Origin of the sequence: Sphingobium sp. HWE2-09, from assembly GCF_035989265.1 — a bacterium.
Lineage (GTDB): Bacteria > Pseudomonadota > Alphaproteobacteria > Sphingomonadales > Sphingomonadaceae > Sphingobium.
In genome coordinates this window covers 2,907,355-2,924,512 of sequence record NZ_JAYKZX010000003.1, presented here as the reverse complement: position 1 = coordinate 2,924,512, position 17,158 = coordinate 2,907,355, and the positions used below count along the sequence as shown (strand labels likewise).

Annotated in this window: 15 protein-coding genes; 7 read left to right on the top strand and 8 right to left on the bottom strand. The window is 61.5% G+C overall.

From position 1 onward, the window contains the following. Window positions 1-14: 14 nt before the first annotated feature. Entirely contained in the window at window positions 15-911 is an 897-nt protein-coding gene (locus U5A89_RS19800) for a hypothetical protein (protein WP_338162707.1), read from the top strand. Window positions 912-1,099: 188 nt separating this feature from the next. Here U5A89_RS19800 and U5A89_RS19795 read toward each other — a convergent pair whose 3' ends face one another. Then, the gene (locus U5A89_RS19795) at window positions 1,100-2,293 is read right to left on the bottom strand and encodes an IS91 family transposase (protein ID WP_338159424.1); all 1,194 of its coding nucleotides are present in this window, start codon (window positions 2,291-2,293) and stop codon (window positions 1,100-1,102) included. 4 nt (window positions 2,294-2,297) lie between these two features. Then, a complete protein-coding gene (locus U5A89_RS19790; protein ID WP_338159423.1) occupies window positions 2,298-3,203 on the bottom strand; it encodes a tyrosine-type recombinase/integrase in 906 nt (301 codons plus the stop codon). A 115-nt stretch (window positions 3,204-3,318) separates the two neighbouring features. On the opposite strand from U5A89_RS19790, the gene U5A89_RS19785 reads away from it, so the two are divergent. Next, the gene (locus U5A89_RS19785; RefSeq protein ID WP_338162706.1) at window positions 3,319-3,504 is read left to right on the top strand and encodes a hypothetical protein; all 186 of its coding nucleotides are present in this window, start codon (window positions 3,319-3,321) and stop codon (window positions 3,502-3,504) included. A gap of 86 nt (window positions 3,505-3,590) precedes the next feature. Here U5A89_RS19785 and U5A89_RS19780 read toward each other — a convergent pair whose 3' ends face one another. From U5A89_RS19780 to U5A89_RS19770, 3 genes are all read right to left on the bottom strand, one after another. Then, window positions 3,591-4,415: an SDR family oxidoreductase gene (locus U5A89_RS19780; protein WP_338162705.1), complete on the bottom strand. Its 825-nt coding sequence runs from the start codon at window positions 4,413-4,415 to the stop codon at window positions 3,591-3,593. 81 nt (window positions 4,416-4,496) lie between these two features. Further along, the gene (locus U5A89_RS19775) at window positions 4,497-5,933 is read right to left on the bottom strand and encodes an aldehyde dehydrogenase (RefSeq protein WP_338162704.1); all 1,437 of its coding nucleotides are present in this window, start codon (window positions 5,931-5,933) and stop codon (window positions 4,497-4,499) included. 44 nt (window positions 5,934-5,977) lie between these two features. Further along, window positions 5,978-6,946 (bottom strand): VOC family protein, encoded by a 969-nt coding sequence (locus tag U5A89_RS19770; protein WP_338162703.1) that lies wholly within the window; start codon window positions 6,944-6,946, stop codon window positions 5,978-5,980. A gap of 369 nt (window positions 6,947-7,315) precedes the next feature. Here U5A89_RS19770 and U5A89_RS19765 point away from each other — a divergent pair, with 369 nt between their 5' ends. Beyond that, window positions 7,316-8,305 carry a fumarylacetoacetate hydrolase family protein gene (locus U5A89_RS19765; RefSeq protein ID WP_338162702.1) on the top strand — a complete coding sequence of 330 codons (990 nt, stop codon included), beginning with the start codon at window positions 7,316-7,318 and terminating at the stop codon, window positions 8,303-8,305. Between the two features lie 127 nt (window positions 8,306-8,432). Beyond that, window positions 8,433-9,653 carry an MFS transporter gene (locus U5A89_RS19760; protein ID WP_338162701.1) on the top strand — a complete coding sequence of 407 codons (1,221 nt, stop codon included), beginning with the start codon at window positions 8,433-8,435 and terminating at the stop codon, window positions 9,651-9,653. A gap of 241 nt (window positions 9,654-9,894) precedes the next feature. On the opposite strand, the gene U5A89_RS19755 is transcribed toward U5A89_RS19760, so the two are convergent. Further along, window positions 9,895-10,749, bottom strand: a complete 855-nt coding sequence (locus U5A89_RS19755; protein WP_338162700.1) for a fumarylacetoacetate hydrolase family protein — start codon at window positions 10,747-10,749, stop codon at window positions 9,895-9,897. A 367-nt stretch (window positions 10,750-11,116) separates the two neighbouring features. Here U5A89_RS19755 and U5A89_RS19750 point away from each other — a divergent pair, with 367 nt between their 5' ends. The 3 genes from U5A89_RS19750 to U5A89_RS19740 all read left to right on the top strand — a co-directional run bounded on the left by U5A89_RS19750 (window position 11,117) and on the right by U5A89_RS19740 (window position 13,203). After that, window positions 11,117-11,536: a DUF6152 family protein gene (locus U5A89_RS19750; protein ID WP_338162699.1), complete on the top strand. Its 420-nt coding sequence runs from the start codon at window positions 11,117-11,119 to the stop codon at window positions 11,534-11,536. A 31-nt stretch (window positions 11,537-11,567) separates the two neighbouring features. Continuing rightward, window positions 11,568-12,554, top strand: coding sequence for a hypothetical protein (locus U5A89_RS19745; protein WP_338162698.1), 987 nt, complete (start codon window positions 11,568-11,570; stop codon window positions 12,552-12,554). Between the two features lie 76 nt (window positions 12,555-12,630). Continuing rightward, window positions 12,631-13,203, top strand: coding sequence for a nuclear transport factor 2 family protein (locus U5A89_RS19740; protein ID WP_338162697.1), 573 nt, complete (start codon window positions 12,631-12,633; stop codon window positions 13,201-13,203). Between the two features lie 629 nt (window positions 13,204-13,832). Here the strand turns inward: U5A89_RS19740 and U5A89_RS19735 are convergent. Next, window positions 13,833-15,992 (bottom strand): TonB-dependent receptor, encoded by a 2,160-nt coding sequence (locus U5A89_RS19735; protein WP_338162696.1) that lies wholly within the window; start codon window positions 15,990-15,992, stop codon window positions 13,833-13,835. 511 nt (window positions 15,993-16,503) lie between these two features. Next, window positions 16,504-17,151, bottom strand: a complete 648-nt coding sequence (locus U5A89_RS19730; RefSeq protein WP_338162695.1) for a nuclear transport factor 2 family protein — start codon at window positions 17,149-17,151, stop codon at window positions 16,504-16,506. Window positions 17,152-17,158 lie beyond the last annotated feature (7 nt).

Sequence of the window (17,158 nt, the reverse complement as noted above, 5' to 3'; positions counted from 1 at the left end):
GCTTGGAGGACGTCATGATTTCAGATCATTTTGCCGTGCGTCGGCGTTTCGCCATGGGCGTTGCCGCCGCGACGATTCTGTCCCTTGCGCCCCATGGCGCATCGGCTCAGCCGCAGAACAAGCCGGAAGCTGTTCTGTCCGCCCCCGGGGGCGCGGCCGTGCTGCCGCCGCCCAATCCCAACGAAGTGCGCCCCAGTGGCCTCTATATCGGCAAGGCCGGTTTTTCCACGGGACCAGGCGGCGGTCTGGACAAGGAACTGACGCGCAACAATCCGCCGCCGACCCCGCCGCCAGCCGCTGGCCTTGGCGCGCCCACCAACGATCCGCACGATCTGAGCGGCAGCTGGTATGGCGACCAGTTCCTGCCCGCATTCGAGATCATGACCGACATGTATGGCGATAAAGTGCCGTTCAACGACGCGGGTCGCAAGGTGATGGACGCCCGCTTGCTGGCGATGGACAAGGGCAAGCCCTTCCTCAGCCCGATGACGCTGTGCCGCCCGTCCGGCCCCGACGCGCTGCTGGTGCGGATCGCAACCCGCTTCTATCAGTCGAAGGACCGGATCGACATCTTCTCCACCGCCGAACATAATGTCTGGTCAATCGCGCTCAACCCGGCGCTGTTGCCGCCGATGCAGGGCAAAACCTATATGGGCCGGTCCGTCGGCCATTGGGATGGCGACACGCTGGTCGTGGAAAATAGCGACTTCAGGAGCCGACGCTGGCTGTCGTTCCGCGGCACGCCGCTCTCGCCCGATGGCAAGCTGACCTACCATATCCGCAAGATCCGCGATGGCGACATCTGCGAAGGGTTTCGGGCGCTTGCGTACGAAAGCCTCCAGTGCAGGAACCCGCGGGCCCCACGCGCTGCTCTATGGGTAAATAGGCTTTGGGGTGGTTCTGGCGGGTAAACGTTGCCGGGCCGGAGGTGCGACTATCGGGCGGAGCGGCGTGATTTCGAGCGGCGTCAGGCCGCTAGCAGCGGTGGTTTTACGGATCAGCGTGTCCTGCGCCCGCTTTAATTCCGGGATGGGCATGCGCCCGGTCGTCGGCCAGGACGCCATGAGCGCGACCGTCATGTAGAGCGAGCCATGCCGGATCATGGCGCGTGTCTCCGGGCGTGTGAGGCTGGCGTTGGTGGCGCGCGCGGTTGGCACCAGCGGGCGAAGGTCTCGATAATGGTCATGTGTCCGCCGCAGCATGGGCATGGCGGGCGATGGTCGGGCGGCTCGTCGGGTTCGGGTTCCTCGATCGGCGCAGCAATGCCCAGCAGCCTGCGGGCCAGCGCCATGGCCTCCTTGTGGGATGAGCTGGCGAGCAGGCCGTAATGCCGGATGCGGTGGAAGCCGCGCGGCAGGACGTGGATCAGGAAGCGGCGGATGAACTCGTCGGTCGCCAGCGTCATGACCTGCTGGCGTTCAGCACTATCGCGGCGATAATCCTTGTACCAGAATGTCACTCCGGCCTCGTCGAAGCCGATGAGGCGCCTGTTCGAGATGGCAACGCGGTGGGTGTAGCGCGAGAGATAGGCCAGCACTGCCTGCGGTCCGGCAAAGGGTGGCTTGGCATAGACCACCCAGCGCTTCTTCCGGATCGGGGATAGATGCCGCAGGAAGGCCTTGCGTGTCGCCAGGCTCGCCAAGGTGTTGAAGAAGGCCAGCTTCCCAGCGTCGAACAACGCCAGCAGGCGTATGAGGAACAGCCGGCGGAACAACGCGCCCAGCACGCGCACTGGTAACAGGAAGGCAGGGCGCGACGAGATCCAACGCGTGCCGTCCAGCGCGATACCGCCGCCGGGCACGATCATGTGCACATGCGGGTGGTGAGTTAGCGCCGATCCCCAGGTGTGCAGTACGGCAGTGATGCCGACCCGCGCGCCGAGGTGTTTGGGATCGGCGCCGATGGTCAGCATCGTGTCCGCAGCTGCGCGGAACAGCAGGTCATAGACCACCGCCTTGTTCTGCCAGGCGATGTCAGCGATCTCGGCGGGCACGGTGAACACGACGTGGAAGTAGCCGACCGGCAACAGATCAGCCTCGCGCGCGGCCAGCCAGGTGCGCGCGGCGGCACCCTGACATTTGGGGCAATGCCGGTTGCGGCAGGAGTTATAGGCGATCCGCCAATGCCCGCAGTCGTCGCAGGCCTCGACGTGGCCGCCCAGCGCGGCGGTGCGGCAGTTCTCGATCGCCGTCATGACCTTGAGCTGGCCGAGACTGAGATGCCCGGCATGGGCTGCGCGATACGCTGGCCCGGCGCTACGGAAGATGTCGGCGACCTCGAGTGAGGTGCGCACCGGTTCAACCGGGAGGGCCCCTGCCTTCCATCACGGCAACGATTTGGTCGAGCGGACTGGCCACCGCCCGCATGGTCTTGCTCGAAACCTGAGTATAGATGCCGGTGGTGTTGATGTTCACGTGTCCCAGCAGGACCTGGATGACGCGGATATCGACACCCTGCTCGAGCAGGTGAGTGGCGAACGAATGCCGCAATGTGTGCGGGCTTACCCGCTTGTGGATCTCGGCGCGCTCAGCTGCTTCCTGCACGACGCGATGCAACTGGCGCGCTGAGACCGGATCCGTGCCGTTGCGGCCAGGGAACAGCCAGCCATGCGGCAACATCACTCCGCGCCGCTTGCCTTCGCGCCACCATTGGCGAAGCAAATCGAGCAGGTGCGGTGAGAGCATGGCGTTGCGATCCTTGCGTCCCTTGCCCTGCTCGACACGGATGATCATGCGCTCGCTGTCGATGTCATCGACCTTGAGGTGGGCAACCTCCGAGACACGCAGGCCCGCGCCATAGGCAACGCTGAGGGCAGCTTTGTATTTGATGCCTGGCGCGGCCTCGAGCAGCCGCGCTGTCTCCTCAACGCTCAAAACCACCCGCAATTTGGGTGTGAAGCGAACGACGACAAGCCCCAGCGCCATCTCCGGTCGCTTGAGAGTTATACTGAACAGGAAGCGCAGTGCCGATACGGCTCCATTGATTGTTGCCGGACCAACGGCGCGTTCATGCTGATCAATCTGAAAGCGCCGGAGGTCTTCGATCGTGGCCGTATCGGGAGGGCGACCGAGAAACGCGGCAAATGATCGGAAGTGCCGAATATAGTCCTTCTGCGTATGCTCCCCAAAGCCACGCATCGTCATGTCCTGCAACATACGCTCGCGCAGTGAATTGTTCGGGGTCGGGGAAGTGATGGCATCCATGGTGAGTTCCTTTCCGTTGAAGGAACTCCACGGTCGCAAGGCGACATCGCCGCTCGCAAAGCCTGAACAATACTACGCTACGTCACCCCAAGCGACCCTCCCGCGGAGCGGGTTCGTGCTGTGGTCGCTAGAGGTCGTCACCACCGTCGATGACCCGACCTATTATACCCGCGCGTGGAAATTCGCGCGCAGCTTTACCTGGCGACCCGATCTGGCGCTGGTGGACGAGTTCGATTGCGAGGAACAGGTCGGTTCGTCCACCGGGACCGAGGATACCGGATCGACGCCGGAACCGGATTGAACGAACGGCGCTTCGCCGAATGCAGAAGGGCGGTCGATCCACTATCGGATCGACCGCCCTTTTTCTTTGCTCGCCGCCAGGGCGTTTCAGTCCTGCCCGGTCAGGTGCAGCCCGATCTTTTCCATCGGCGCAAACGCATCTAGGATCGGCGGCAGGATGCGCACCACGTCGGTCCCGGCGGTATAGCGCAGCTTGGGTTCGGCGTCCGTGGCCGCCGCGATCGCGGCCTGCACGACGGGGCTGATATCCTCCGGCGCGTGCGACTCCATGCCGTCGAAATTGCGGTTGAACGTCTCGGCGATCGCCGCATAGGGCGCGCTCGCCTGCCGATCGAGCGACTTTTGCGGCAGCGCCGTCTTGAACGGTCCGGGCATCACGCTCACCACCTGCACGCCATAGCTGCGCGTTTCGATATTGAGCGCGGCTGTCGCGGCGTCGAAGGCATGTTTGCTCGCGCAATAGGCCGACATGAAGGGCGTCTTCATAATTGCCGCTACCGACGTCACGTTGACGATGCGGCCCGCGCCCTGCGCGCGCATAATCGGCAGCGCCAACCGAATGAGGTCGAGCGGGCCGAACAGGTTGGTTTCGAACATCGTGCGCCACTGGCTGTCGGGCGTATCTTCGAACGCGCCGCGCGCGCCGACCCCGGCATTGTTGATCAGCAGGTCGATACGGCCGAAACGCGCCACGACCAGATCGATGACGGACTTTCGCGCGGCCGCATCAGTCACATCCAGTGGCGCGATCAGTATGTCGGCCGGGCTGGCCTCCTCCAGCGCTTTAAGGCTGTCGGGCGCGGCCTCGGGCCTGCGCATCGTGGCAGCCACCTGATAGCCCCGCCCTGCAAAGGCGAGCGCCATCGCTTCGCCGAAACCCGAACTGCACCCTGTAATCAATGCGACCGGCATGGGTCACTCCTTATCAAATGATGAGGGCGGTGCCGGAGTTTTCGCCCGACGCCGCCGATAATGTCCGTCTTGCTCGGACCGTCAGATCGGATAATGTCCCGGCTGCGTCTCGATCGTGATCCAGCGCAATTCGGTGAAGCTGTCGATGCCCGCCTTGCCGCCGAACTTGCCATAGCCCGACGCCTTGGTCCCGCCGAAGGGCATCTGCGCCTCGTCATGCACGGTCGGCCCGTTAATATGGCAGATGCCCGACTGGATTTGCTTGGCGACCCGCAAGCCCCGCGCGGTGTCGCGGGTGAACACGGCCGCCGACAGCCCATAGGCGGTATCGTTGGCCAGCGCGATCGCATGGGCTTCGTCGCGGGCGCGGATGATGCCGACGACGGGACCGAAACTCTCGTCGCGGAACAGCTTCATGTCGGTCGTCACCTTGTCGATGACATGGGCGGGCATCAGCACGCCGTTGGCCGTTCCGCCCACGACCTGCTCCGCGCCATTCGCCAGCGCGTCGTCGATCAGCGTCTGCACGATATCGACCGTCTTCTGATCGACCACCGCGCCCAGCGGCGTCTTGCCCTCGCGCGGGTCGCCGACCGGCATGGCGTCGACCTTCGCCTTGAACTGCGCGACGAAGGCGTCGGCAACGCTGTCCACCACGATGATCCGCTCGGTCGACATGCAGATCTGACCCTGGTTCATGAATGCGCCGAAGGCCGCCGCCTTGACTGCTTCGTCCAGGTCGGCGTCGTCCAGTACGATGAACGGCGCCTTGCCGCCCAGTTCGAGCAGCACGGGCTTGAGATGCTCTGCGGCGCGCTTGGCGATGATCTTGCCGACATGGGTCGATCCGGTGAAGTTGATCCGGCGGATCGCAGGATGATCGATCAGCGCGCCGACGATTTCACCCGCATCTTCCGGCGCATTGGTGACGATCTGCACCGCGCCGTCGGGCAGGCCTGCCGCCTCAAACGCTTCCACGATCAGGCTGTGGGTGCGGGGGCACTGTTCGCTGGCCTTGAGCACCACGGTGTTGCCGCAAGCGAGTGGCATGGCGATCGCACGCACGCCCAGGATGATCGGCGCATTCCAGGGCGCGATGCCCAGCATGACGCCCACCGGTTCGCGCATCGCCATAGCGATGCAGCCTGGCTTGTCGGACGGAATGACCTCGCCGCTAATCTGCGTGGTCATCGCGGCGGCTTCACGCACGACACCCGCTGCGAGCGAAAGGTTAAACCCGGCCCATCCCTGCGTCGCGCCGATCTCGCCCATCATCGCCTCGATGAACTGGGGGGCGCGCAATTCGAGTTCGGCGGCGGCCTTCATCAGCAGTGCGCGGCGGGCATTGGGGCCAAGCGCCGACCAGGCCGGAAACGCCGCCTGCGCCTCCTCGCACGCGGCATTGGCGTCCGCGACGGTCGCGGCGCTGACGGTCGTGGCGACCTCCCCGGTCACCGGGTTGCGGCGGTCGAACGTGCGCGACACGCCCTCGCGCTCTTTGGTTTCGCTATTCAGCATGGCGCACTCTCCATAATCTTGATCTTGCTTCGACGGGTCCAGGATCAGGACGGCGGCCCGTCCTTCATCAATTCCTTCAGTACCGGATTGGGCGGCCCCCATTGCCCGCCCAACAATTCGCCAAGGCCCACGACGCCGCCGCCGTCCGCCGCGCGCAATTGATCGCCATCGGTCCAATGTTCGATTTCATGGCCGAACGGGTCGTTCCAATAATCGAAAATCTGGCTGCCCAATATGTGGCGACCGACGCCCCAATGGGAATGCCAGCCCGCCTGCATCAGATGTTCATGGCCGGTCATCAAATCATCGACATCGGCGACTTCGAACGCGGAATGCATGAATTCGGGCGGCGCGCCGCCGGGCCGCTCGAACAGGAAGACGGTATGGTGATCGCAAGGTTCGTCGCCCCGATCGGCCCGCATGAAGGCGCCGATCGCCACGCCCGGTTCGGGCTGTACCTCGTCCGAGGTGACGAAGCCGAAGCGCTCCTTATACCAGTGTTCGGACTGGCGGAAATTGGACACGCCCAACACGCAATGGCCCAGCCGCTGCACGTGCGACGCCCCCTGCTTCACCCGGCGGAAGCGCGCGATGCGAGGATGTTCGCCGCCATGGTTCCAGGGTTCGGGGAAGGGCAGCGCGCGCTCGACAGGGGCCAGCGCCTCCTGCCCGGCGACCGCCTCGATCAAATAGCCGTCGGGATCGGTCAGCCGCACCACATGGCCGCCACCCGGTGTATCGAGCGGCTCTACGGTCAATCCGTCATGTTCCGCCAGCCGTTCCAGATCGCCCATGTCGCGGACCCAGATGCCCAGGGCCACGAAGCCCGCTTCCCCCCGTTCCGTCGCATGGACAAACGAGCGCAGCCCCGTTCCGCGCATGAATAGGCGGTCCGTCTCGCCATGCGGCGTACATTCGACCATGCCGAAATCATGCAGGAAGGCGCGCATTTTTTCCAGGTCCGGCGCGCTGAAGCGCACATAGGCGACGTCATAGGCTTTGGCGATGCTCATCGCGCGTACACACTCCGAAATAGGCTGACGCACGCGCATCGCCGACCCACCGGGTCATGCCGCAAGCACATATCGCCAGAGCGAGGCTCCTCTCGATCCGAACGCCTGTGCGTCGGATCATATCTATTGAACCATTTAGTCATATTTGATACATTCGGTCAATCTGCAAAAGTGGCCCCTCCGTGTGTGAAGGCTTTTTCGCAGATGCATCTCGCGACCAATGGATATCTTTAATCGATAGCGGAACAGATGAACTTTTGCACCTAGCTCCTGTCCTGAAGCCCCATATCAGCTTGGGTATTTTTGGTCGTTCGACGACCGTTCGAATAGGCCACGCCGCACTATAAAACCAGATAGAGGTATCGCCATATGAAGGTCGCAACGCTCAACGATGGATCGCCGGACGGGATATTGCACGTCGTCTCGCGCGACCTCACCCACTGCGTCGCGGCGACCGGCATCGCCGCCACCCTTCAGGTGGCGATCGAACAGTGGGAGGCGGTAGCGCCCGCCTTGCAGCAACTGTCCAACTCGTTGAACGCAGGCACCGTGCCGGGCGCAATGGCGCTCGACGCTCGCCAGTTGGCAGCGCCCCTGCCCCGCGCCTGGCAGTGGCTCGACGCGTCCGCCTTTCACTCGCATGGCGACCTGCTCGAACAGGTGTTCGGCATCGAACCGCCACCCGAAAAGCGGTCCGTGCCGCTGATGTATCAGGGGGCTGGCGACGATCTGCTGGGTGCGCGTGCCGACGTCCCGCTCCCATCGGAAGAAGACGGTATGGATTTCGAAGCGGAAGTCGCCATCGTCACCGACCGGGTCGCGATGGGCACGTCCGCGTCCGCGGCGGCACGCCATATCCGGCTGCTCACCATCGCGAACGACACCAGCCTGCGCGTCCTGGCGGGCAAGGAATTGAAGACCGGCTTTGGCTTCCTCCAGTCCAAGGCGGCGACCAGCTTCGGCCCGGTGGCCGTCACGCCCGACGAGCTGGGCGACGCCTGGCGCGACGGGCGCGTCCATCTGCCGCTGCATGTCCATTGGAACGGGGAGCAATTCGGCCGTCCCCATTGCGGCGCCATGGGCTTTTCGTTCGGGGAACTCATTGCCCACGCCGCACGGACGCGCAATCTGGCGGCGGGCACGATCATTGGCACGGGCACGATCTCCAACGAAAATTTCCGCGAGGTGGGGTCGGCCTGCATCGCCGAACGGCGCGCCATCGAACTGATCGACGAAGGCCAGCCAAAAACCGGCTATCTGACATTCGGCGATCGCGTCCGGATAGAAATGTTCGACGGCGATGGCCGATCGATCTTCGGCGCGATCGACCAGACTTATGTGAAGGCCGACATCCGGTAAGTCCACCTTCCAGCCAATCATACACCTAACTTAACGCGCCCCACCACAATAAGGCCGGGGCGGATACGGGCGAAATCCAGCCGACCGTGCCGGAACAGCCCGACATCCGATCAGGGAGAGCCTCTACATGACCGTCGTCGAACGCCAAGCCGGTACGCTACAAGGCATATTGCTATTGCTGCCGATCACGATGGCCGTCATGGGCCTTATCATCCTCGTGCCGGTGCTGCCGGGCATCATGGCGCATTTCAAGGACGTCGAGGGCGTTCAATATCTGGTTCCCCTGATGCTGACCCTGCCCGCGCTGTGCGTGGCGCTGCTGTCCCCGATCGCCGGGATCGTAGTGGATTTCCTGGGTCGTCGGAAAACCTGCATCGGCGCGTTGTTCGTTTATGCCATCGTCGGCATCCTTCCCATGGTTCTGCAAAGCCTGACCGCGATCATCATAAGCCGCGCGGTGCTAGGCGCGGCCGAAGCGCTGATCGTCATTTCCAGCACGACCTTGATCGGCGACTATTTTCACGGCCGCGAACGCGAAAAATGGCTGGCCAACCAGACGGCGGTCGCCTCCCTCGCGTCGATCGTGCTAGCCTTGCTGGGCGGGGCGCTGGGCAGTTTCGGCTGGCGTGCGGCGTTCGCCGCCTATGGCGTCAGCATCCTGTTCGCCGTCTGCCTGATCATCTGGACCTGGGAGCCGCGCAAGAGCGACGAACCCGTTGCCGAACGCGCCGACCCCAAAGCCAGCTTTCCATGGCGCACCATCCTGCCCATCTCGCTGCTGGCGATTTTCGGCGGCACCATGTTCTTCACCATGCAGATCCAGGTCAGCAATATGCTGAGCGGCTATTATAACATCAGCTCGCCCAGCGCGCTTGGCCTCTATAGCGGGCTGGCCGGACTGTCCGTCGCGGGCGGCACCTTGCTCTACCGCCAGTTCACCGCGCGTTTCTTCGTCCCGACACAGTTGCTGATCGCATTCGGCCTGCTCGGCCTATCCTATGTCCTGATGAACCATGCGCCCACATCCGGCCAGTTCACCGCTTGGCTGATCGTCAACCAGATCGGGTCCGGCATGTTGCTGCCTGCGCTGGTGGTTTGGGCGATGGGCCGCCTGCCGTTCGAAGTGCGCGGCCGCGGCACTGGCCTGTTCATGAGCGGTTGGTGGCTGGGGCAACCGTTGAGCAGCCAAGCCGTCGCCTTCATGCGCGGACAATTTGACGGCAACCTGCCCGCTGCGCTGCAAATATTGGGTATAGCGTGCCTGATCGCGGCCGGTGTCGCGCTGGCCAGCCGGTTCCGCAGTTCGGCACCGGCCGAAGCACCTGCGTCCCTGCCCCCGTTGCATTGAATCCGGGCGCTTCTGCACGTTGTTGACGTTGAGGAATGTACGCGCACTGCGTTGATCCAAGAGGCGATCGCCTCGACTACCGATCTCGCATCATGCGGCTAGGACATTGCCGCATTGCGCGGCGCGTCTGATCCTATCGATAGAAGTGCGGCCTATCCGCCCAAGACGGTTTGCCGACCTTTGCTACATTAACGCGATAGTGCCCGCACCAACCGGTACAGGCACTATCGCTTTCACTGTGTCAGGCTTCGTTGACGAAGCGGTTTTCGATGGCGCCCAGACCGTCGATGGCGACGCGCACGACATCGCCCGCCTTCATGAAGCGATTGCCGGCGATACCCACGCCTGCGGGCGTACCGGTCGCGATCACATCGCCCGGCTCCAGGGTCATCACCTCGGTCAGATAGGCGATCTGCTCGAAGATATCGTAGATCATTTTGCCTGTGGATGACTGCTGGCGAACCTCGCCATTCAGTTCGAGCGTCATCGTCAGCGCGTGCGGATCGGCAATTTCGTCATCGGTGGTGATCCATGGGCCGATCGGGCCGTGGGTATCGAACGACTTGCCCAGCGTGAAGGTCGGCGAGCGGAACTGCCAGTCGCGCGCGGTCACGTCGTTGATAACGCAATAGCCCGCGATCACCGATCGCGCATCTTCGCGCGACACATGACGACAACGCTTGCCGATCACGACGCCCATTTCCGCTTCATAATCGACCATGTCGGGGGCGGACTTGGGCACGTCGACATCCGAAAACGGCCCGTTGATGCAGCTGACCTGCTTGTTGAACCACAGTTGCGATGTGGGAACCGGCTTGCCAGCGGCTGCCGCTTCGTCGGCGTGGTCCTGATAGTTCATGCCGATGGCGAGATATTTCTGCGGGTCTGCGATGGGCGCTTCCAGCGTCACGTCCGAAAGGGCAAAGGCCGGTCCGTCGACAGCCTCGATCGCGGCACGCACATCATCCAGCTGCCCGAGCAGAACACGCATGGAATCGCCAGCTTTAGGCACCGCCGCGCTGATATCCACGACCTGGTCGCCAACGACCTTTCCCAGCCGGGTGCGGCCATCAACGGTGAAACGGGCTAGCTTCATGGCTGTAATCCTTCCTAGATATTATCGGCCAATGCGGCCCGGAATAAGAGCGGAAGAGCACCGGCCATCGATTCGCGCATGCCATCGACCAGCACCGCCGGTTGCCATATCCCGCTTTTTGATTGACTAAGTCGTATAAAGATGACTGTCTAGTTCAAATTTTCCGGCGTAAAATCTCAACCGTGTGGCGGGTGATGAAAATCATCGGTCGTCCGATAGGCCGTCAGGGCGCGCCAAGGAATCTTGATCAGTAGCGCCTCACCATCACAATTGTGGCACCTAACTATCCCAAGCTTTCAGAGGCAAAGAAAATGCCTGTAAACCCGTGCTATACCGGTGGCGGTATAAGCATGCCGTGGAAAGACGTTTGAAAGGCGAATATGCAATGAACACGCGTGGTTCGACCCGTATTGCACGGGCATTGTCAGCATTACTTCTCGCTGCTGTGGCGATCCCGGCGACGGCACACCATTCCGCTGCGCCTTTCGACATGACGAAGAAGGTCAACATTTCCGGCACAGTGGAGAAGTGGGTGTGGTCCAATCCCCATTCCTGGCTGTACATCCGCCGCATCAAGTCGGACGGAACTCAGGAAATCTGGGGCTTCGAAGCGGGCAGTGCAGGCATGCTGGCGCGCAACGGCTGGAACTCCAACGATATGAAGACCGGTGACAAGGTGACCGTGACGGCCAGTCCCAGCCGGGCCGGAAAGAATGTCGGCCTGATCAGCGTGATCAAATTGTCGAGCGGCCGCGAATTGCGCGATGGCGCACCTGTTCCGAACTGACCTGTATCGACCCGATGAAGAGGCCTCGCCGATGATCAACTTCAAATCCCTGCGCGTCGCCGCGCTATGCTCGGTTGCGTTCGCGCAGGCTACATTTGCCGTGGTGGATGCGTCCGCGCAGCCACCCGGTGGCCCTCCTGCCGGTGCATTTCCGCCCGGTGGGCCGCCCCCTGGCGGTCTTCCGCCCGGTGGGCTGCCACCCGGCCTTGGCCCCGTCGCCCGGAAAGGCCCCTCTACCTTGACCGCGCCTGCAGGGTCCAAGGCGTTGGGAACGAAATGGGGCGATATTACAAAGATGCCGGATTTCTTTTCTGGCAACTGGCAGAGCGTCACGTCGTTCCTGGATGCCAATGTTACAACGCCGCTGACGCCCAAGGCGAAAGCCTATGCGCAGTCCTACAAGGGGATCGAGGATATTCCCTTTGCCGGACCCGGGTGCAAGACGGCGGGCATGCCGCTGATCCAGCGCCTGGGGTCGCCGCTCAAATTCTTCTATGAGCCGGGGCTGATCGCGATCTACATCGAAAACAGCAGCATGACCCGCTTCATCAAAGTCGACGGGAAGCATCAGGAACGTCCCAATCCCAGCTTCCTGGGCAATTCGATCGCGCATTTCGAAGGGGATACGCTCGTCGTCGAAAGCATCGCATTCAACGACGACATCATGTTCCAATATGCCAACTTCCCTGGAAAGGGGACGGGCGGCTTCGTCCTTCCGCCCGAAGCGATCTTCGGACCACATGGCCCTAACATGCGCATGGTCGAACGTTTCCGGTTGCTCGACCAGGACACGCTCGAAATCAAGCTGACAATCTATGATGACACGGTTTGGACAAAGCCCTATGTCGCCAACGACCAGCTCTTCAAGCGCAATACCGGCGATTTCGGACTGCCCGCGGAGTGGGTGTGCGGATCGTCCGAGGCCGATCCCCTGGAGTTCGATCCCGTCACGAACGAGACGGTCATCGAAGATCCGGCCGAAGTGCTAAAGCGGCTGAAGGCCAATGATCCGAAATGATGATGGGCCGCTTCAATAAGGGTAAGGTGAGGACGAGATGAAATATTTGGCGGGAATTGGGGGCGCCTGCCTCTTGATGGTCGCTGGCGTGGCCTATGCCGAGGCGCCAGCGGCAAGCACGGCGGCGTCGAGTTACAAGCCCACGGTCGATGACTGGGTCGCTGTGAACGCCGCCGTCGACAATTACACGCTGGGCCTGGAACTCCACGACATGGCGCGCTTCGACACGGCCTTCTGGCCCGAAGCCACCATCGTCGCGCAGCCCGAACCGGGTATGAGCTTCACCATGCCCTACAAAAAGGCGGCGGAAGGCCCACCCCCGCCGCCAGCAGGCGGCGGCGCCATGCCGCCCCCGGCCGGAATGCCCAAACCCCCTGCGGGCGCGCCGCCGATGCCCGCGCCGGGCACGCCGGGCGGCCTTAACAGTGTCGGGACTAATGTCGCGCCCTGGCATTTGTCGCTAAGCCATCATTTCGAGTTCCAGAGTCCCACGCGGGCGACCCATTATGGCTATTTCGTCAGCGTCTATCCGGACCTGGCGACCAAGAAGACCGTCGTCGGCCTTCCCGGCCACTATGACGACGTCTTGGAAAAGCGTAATGGCGAATGGCGCATTCTTCAGCGTAAGACGGTGATCGGCGCCAAATAGGCCGCGATCATCTAATGGCTCGCAAAAGGCCGACATGCCTGCATGTCGGCCTTTTTTGTGGCTTACGACAGGCGGTCTGAAGGCTCTGCATGGCAGGTGGTCGGCCGCCTATCTTGGCAGGGGAAACGCCCCTTACGCCCCCCCGGTTGATCCCGATCGCAGCCGACCTATCCAAGGAAGCTATAGCGCGCGCCCCGGTGAATGCCGGGGTTTAGTTCGACGCGCGAGGCTAGGCCTCGGCTTGCGCAGGAGAACATGCACATTCATTCCTTATCCCCGCGTTTCGGCATTTGAGGCTGATGACGTCAAGTCGATCTATCTTGTTCCGTTGGTTTCGAGCAACCAGCTCAAGGTAAAGTCATCCTGCTTTAACGCCAGAGACGGTCGCGTCACGGCTCGCATCACCAGACACAGCCAATCCGCAGCGCGCATGAGGTAAGAGCATTGGCCGCTTACATTCCTTAGAAACCGGCAGGACGCCCCTTTGGTCTAAGCGCGCCGCAGCCTGACAGCACCGCCCTCCCCGCCTGTAGACCGCCCCCTCGTAATGTGTCCGTATATATAAAAATTAGCCGCGTCGTTACATAACGACGCGGCCAATCATGGTCTTGGCAGGTAGTGAGAAAATGTCAGAACTTGAAGTTCAGGATCGCACCGAAAGTCCGCGGGTCGCTCAAACCATTTTGCGACACGATGACGGTAGGCGGATTGCCCGGAATTGTGTTGGCCACGTTCCAGTTGTCAGGCAGATACCGTTCGTTCGTCAGATTGCGGACATATCCGGTGATCGACACATTGGAATTCAGTACCAAAGTCGCATTAAAGTCGGCCACGGCGCGTCCGGGGACGTGAACATAAGGTCCAGCGCCCAACTGCTCATCCAACACCGTAATCCTCGAGCTGGCATGGGAGGATACGTAGCGAACCACGCCGCGCAGCATCAGTGCCGTATCGCCGCCCAGCGAGACGCGATGATCGTAGGAGCCGGTCACCCGGAACGGCGGCGAGGGTGCCACATTACGGCTGGAGAAATATTTGGCGTATTCGGCAGGAAATTCGCCGTAGCGAGCGCGGATATAAGAGCCGTTCAGGCCGATCGTGCCGTTCTCCCAAGGGCGTGCCTGAATTTCAAATTCCACACCATAGGACTTCAGCGGAACCGTGATCGTCTCGAATATGCGATTGGGATCACCGGGCGCTGCGACGTTGATGCCAGCGGTCTGATACCCGCCATAATCATTATAGAAGGCGGCAAGATTGATCTGCAGGCGATCGTTGAAAAAGCAATTCTTCGCACCGATTTCATAGGATGTGAGCGTTTCGGCGTCCAACACCAAGGTCTTGGGTTGACCAGAAGCATCTTGGGTCAGCGTCTTGTCGCCAGGCGAGACCCCGGTGGAAATCAGCGCATAGAGCAGATTGCGCGGCGTCAGATCATGCTCAAGGCGCGCCTTGTACGTCACGTTGTTGAACGTGGCCAGGCGGTCCGCCCCGGATAGCGACTTGGAAACGCCGATGATGGTCGTGTAATCCTGATCGATTTCAATCTTGGTGTGATCGTAACGGACGCCGGCGGTCAGCCGCGTGTTGGGGGCAAAGGCGTAGGTGCCCTCCGCAAAGACGCCGCCAGCCGTCGTCACCTTGTGCGTGAACGACTTGAAGATGAATGCGCCCATCGGCCCGATGTCATAATTGAACAGGTCGTTCCGCTCGCTCAGCGAGTTGCGATAGTAAAGTCCGCCGACCTGCCACTTGAACGCCGAATTGGTGTCCGTGCTATTGAGGCGCAATTCGTGCGTCATGAAGTTATCGGGCGTCGTCTTCACATAATTGTCGATGTGAATCTCGCCCGGTCCCGGTGCGGTGCGCACGACGGCGGTCGTGTCCTGAAAAAATGTGCGATACGCCGGAATATAGGTCAGTTCCACGCCGCCAAGATCGAGATTGAACTTGCCCCAGACCTGCCTGCTGTGGTTCCGACCATTGCCGATGGCGCTATCCGAAAAAACGAAATCGGTCGGCGAGCTACCTTGAACAACGCTCGTGCCGCCGGTGTGCGTCGTATTGAATTCCTGTGCATAGCCGAGCAGCGCTGAGAAGGTGTCGCTTGGCGTCCACAGCAGCTTCGCGCGGAAGCTGGCGCTCTGACGGGCATCGCCGTCCTTGGCGTAATAGCCGTCCCGTTCGAAATAATTGCCCGCGACCCGGAGCGCCAGCTTGTCTTCCACGATCGGCACGTTCACCGCGCCTACGAAATGGAACAGGTTGTAGTTCGCGAGTTCCGCGGTGCCTTCGACCCCAAATGCCTTGGTGTCGGGATCGTTGGTATGGATGGCGACGATGCCCGCCGTCGCGCTGCGGCCATAAAGCGTTCCCTGCGGTCCGCGCAGAACCTCCACCCGCGCAATGTCGTAATTGCCGCCCAGGCCGTTATAGACATCGTCGGTATAAATCGCCGCGGCGGACGAGGTGGAGGTTGCGCTGCCGCCTACGCCCTGGTTGGACTGGATACCGCGAATGACCAGCCCGGTGGCAGGGTTGTCCGTACCGCCAGCAAGCGACGTGTTGGTCGAACCCGAAGCGCCGCCGGATATGCCAGGCACATCTTCCAGGATGTTCTTGAGTTCATAGCGACCCTGGCGCACCATTTCGGCGCCGGGACGGACGGAGATCGCAGCGGCAGTCTTCTGCGCCGTATTGAACCGGCGTTCCGCCGTCACGATGATCTCTTGAAGAACCAGATTGTCCTTGGTCGATTCGCCGCCCGTCGCATTGGTGGTCTGGGCCATGGCGCCCTGCCCTGCAAAGGCAGATGCCAGCAAAGTCGTGGACAAAAGGAATCTGCTATAATTCATATTCTTTCCCCTAATATATCACCTTTGCCCAGGCGATTTTATCGTGACCGTTCAATAAACCTGGAGACGAACCATAAGATATGGACGCACGCACACTTGGCTCTCGGACTTGTTCGTCCGAATAGCCCGCGTTTAGCGACCATGTAGGAAATCCGCACGACTTAGGCTTGCGCGATAACGTAGCGGACATCCCTATCCGTCATCACTATCAGCCATGGAGCAGCAAGATAGGTGCATCAATTCGGCCATGGCTTTTCGCATGGATCAGACCGATGAATGGACACTCGCGTTGATTATCGGCTGTCCCCCCTGCGCATCGGCTGCCAGCGTTTGGATGCGCATGGGTTGGGGGTGGCGTGTCCCTCGCTAAGCGGCGCGCCGCTGGCCGATAGGCAGAATGGGCGTCCGCTTCCTGCCGCCCTTATGTACGTTCGTAAAACCGCTCTCAGATCGCATCCATGCGCCATGGCGTTAGAATTTCGGGCGGCGGTCCGTTGATCTCGATGATTTTGCCTTGATCGTTCAGACTGTAGAGAAGGCAACCGCGTATCGTTTGATGCTCGCCGACCTTCAATGCGCGGCCAAAAAGCGTCGTATCGTCGCAATCCCGGATACAGTGCACTTCGCTATGCACCTGGGCCGCCGCGCCCTTCCTGTCGGAGCAGAAAAACAGGATTTTGAGCGTTTCCCGTATATAGGGACGCTGTCTGGCGTAGAAAGCCAGCACCCCTGCCTTCCCCCGAATATTCATGACGAACTGAATATCGTCCGCATAATAGTCTGCGAACTGCAGATCGCCCTTGTTCATCAACTGGATATAGCGATCATATGCCGTGCGATCGAATGGCGTATCATGCACAGCGGCTTGGGACGGTTTGGGCAGAAATGATGCCACGCCGACCAGTGAACCCGCCAGAAATGCCCGTCGATGCGTTTCGGCCCGTCCGGTTTCCATTTTCATCTTGGCTTCCATTTGGTGATGGTAACGACGCATGGGAATTTCAGCCGCTGACTCGGCTGATAGGCGATCCAAAGCAGGAGGCGCGATAAACTCTGCATTGGATGAACGACTATGTGCCTCGCCGCAGTTCATCATGCAA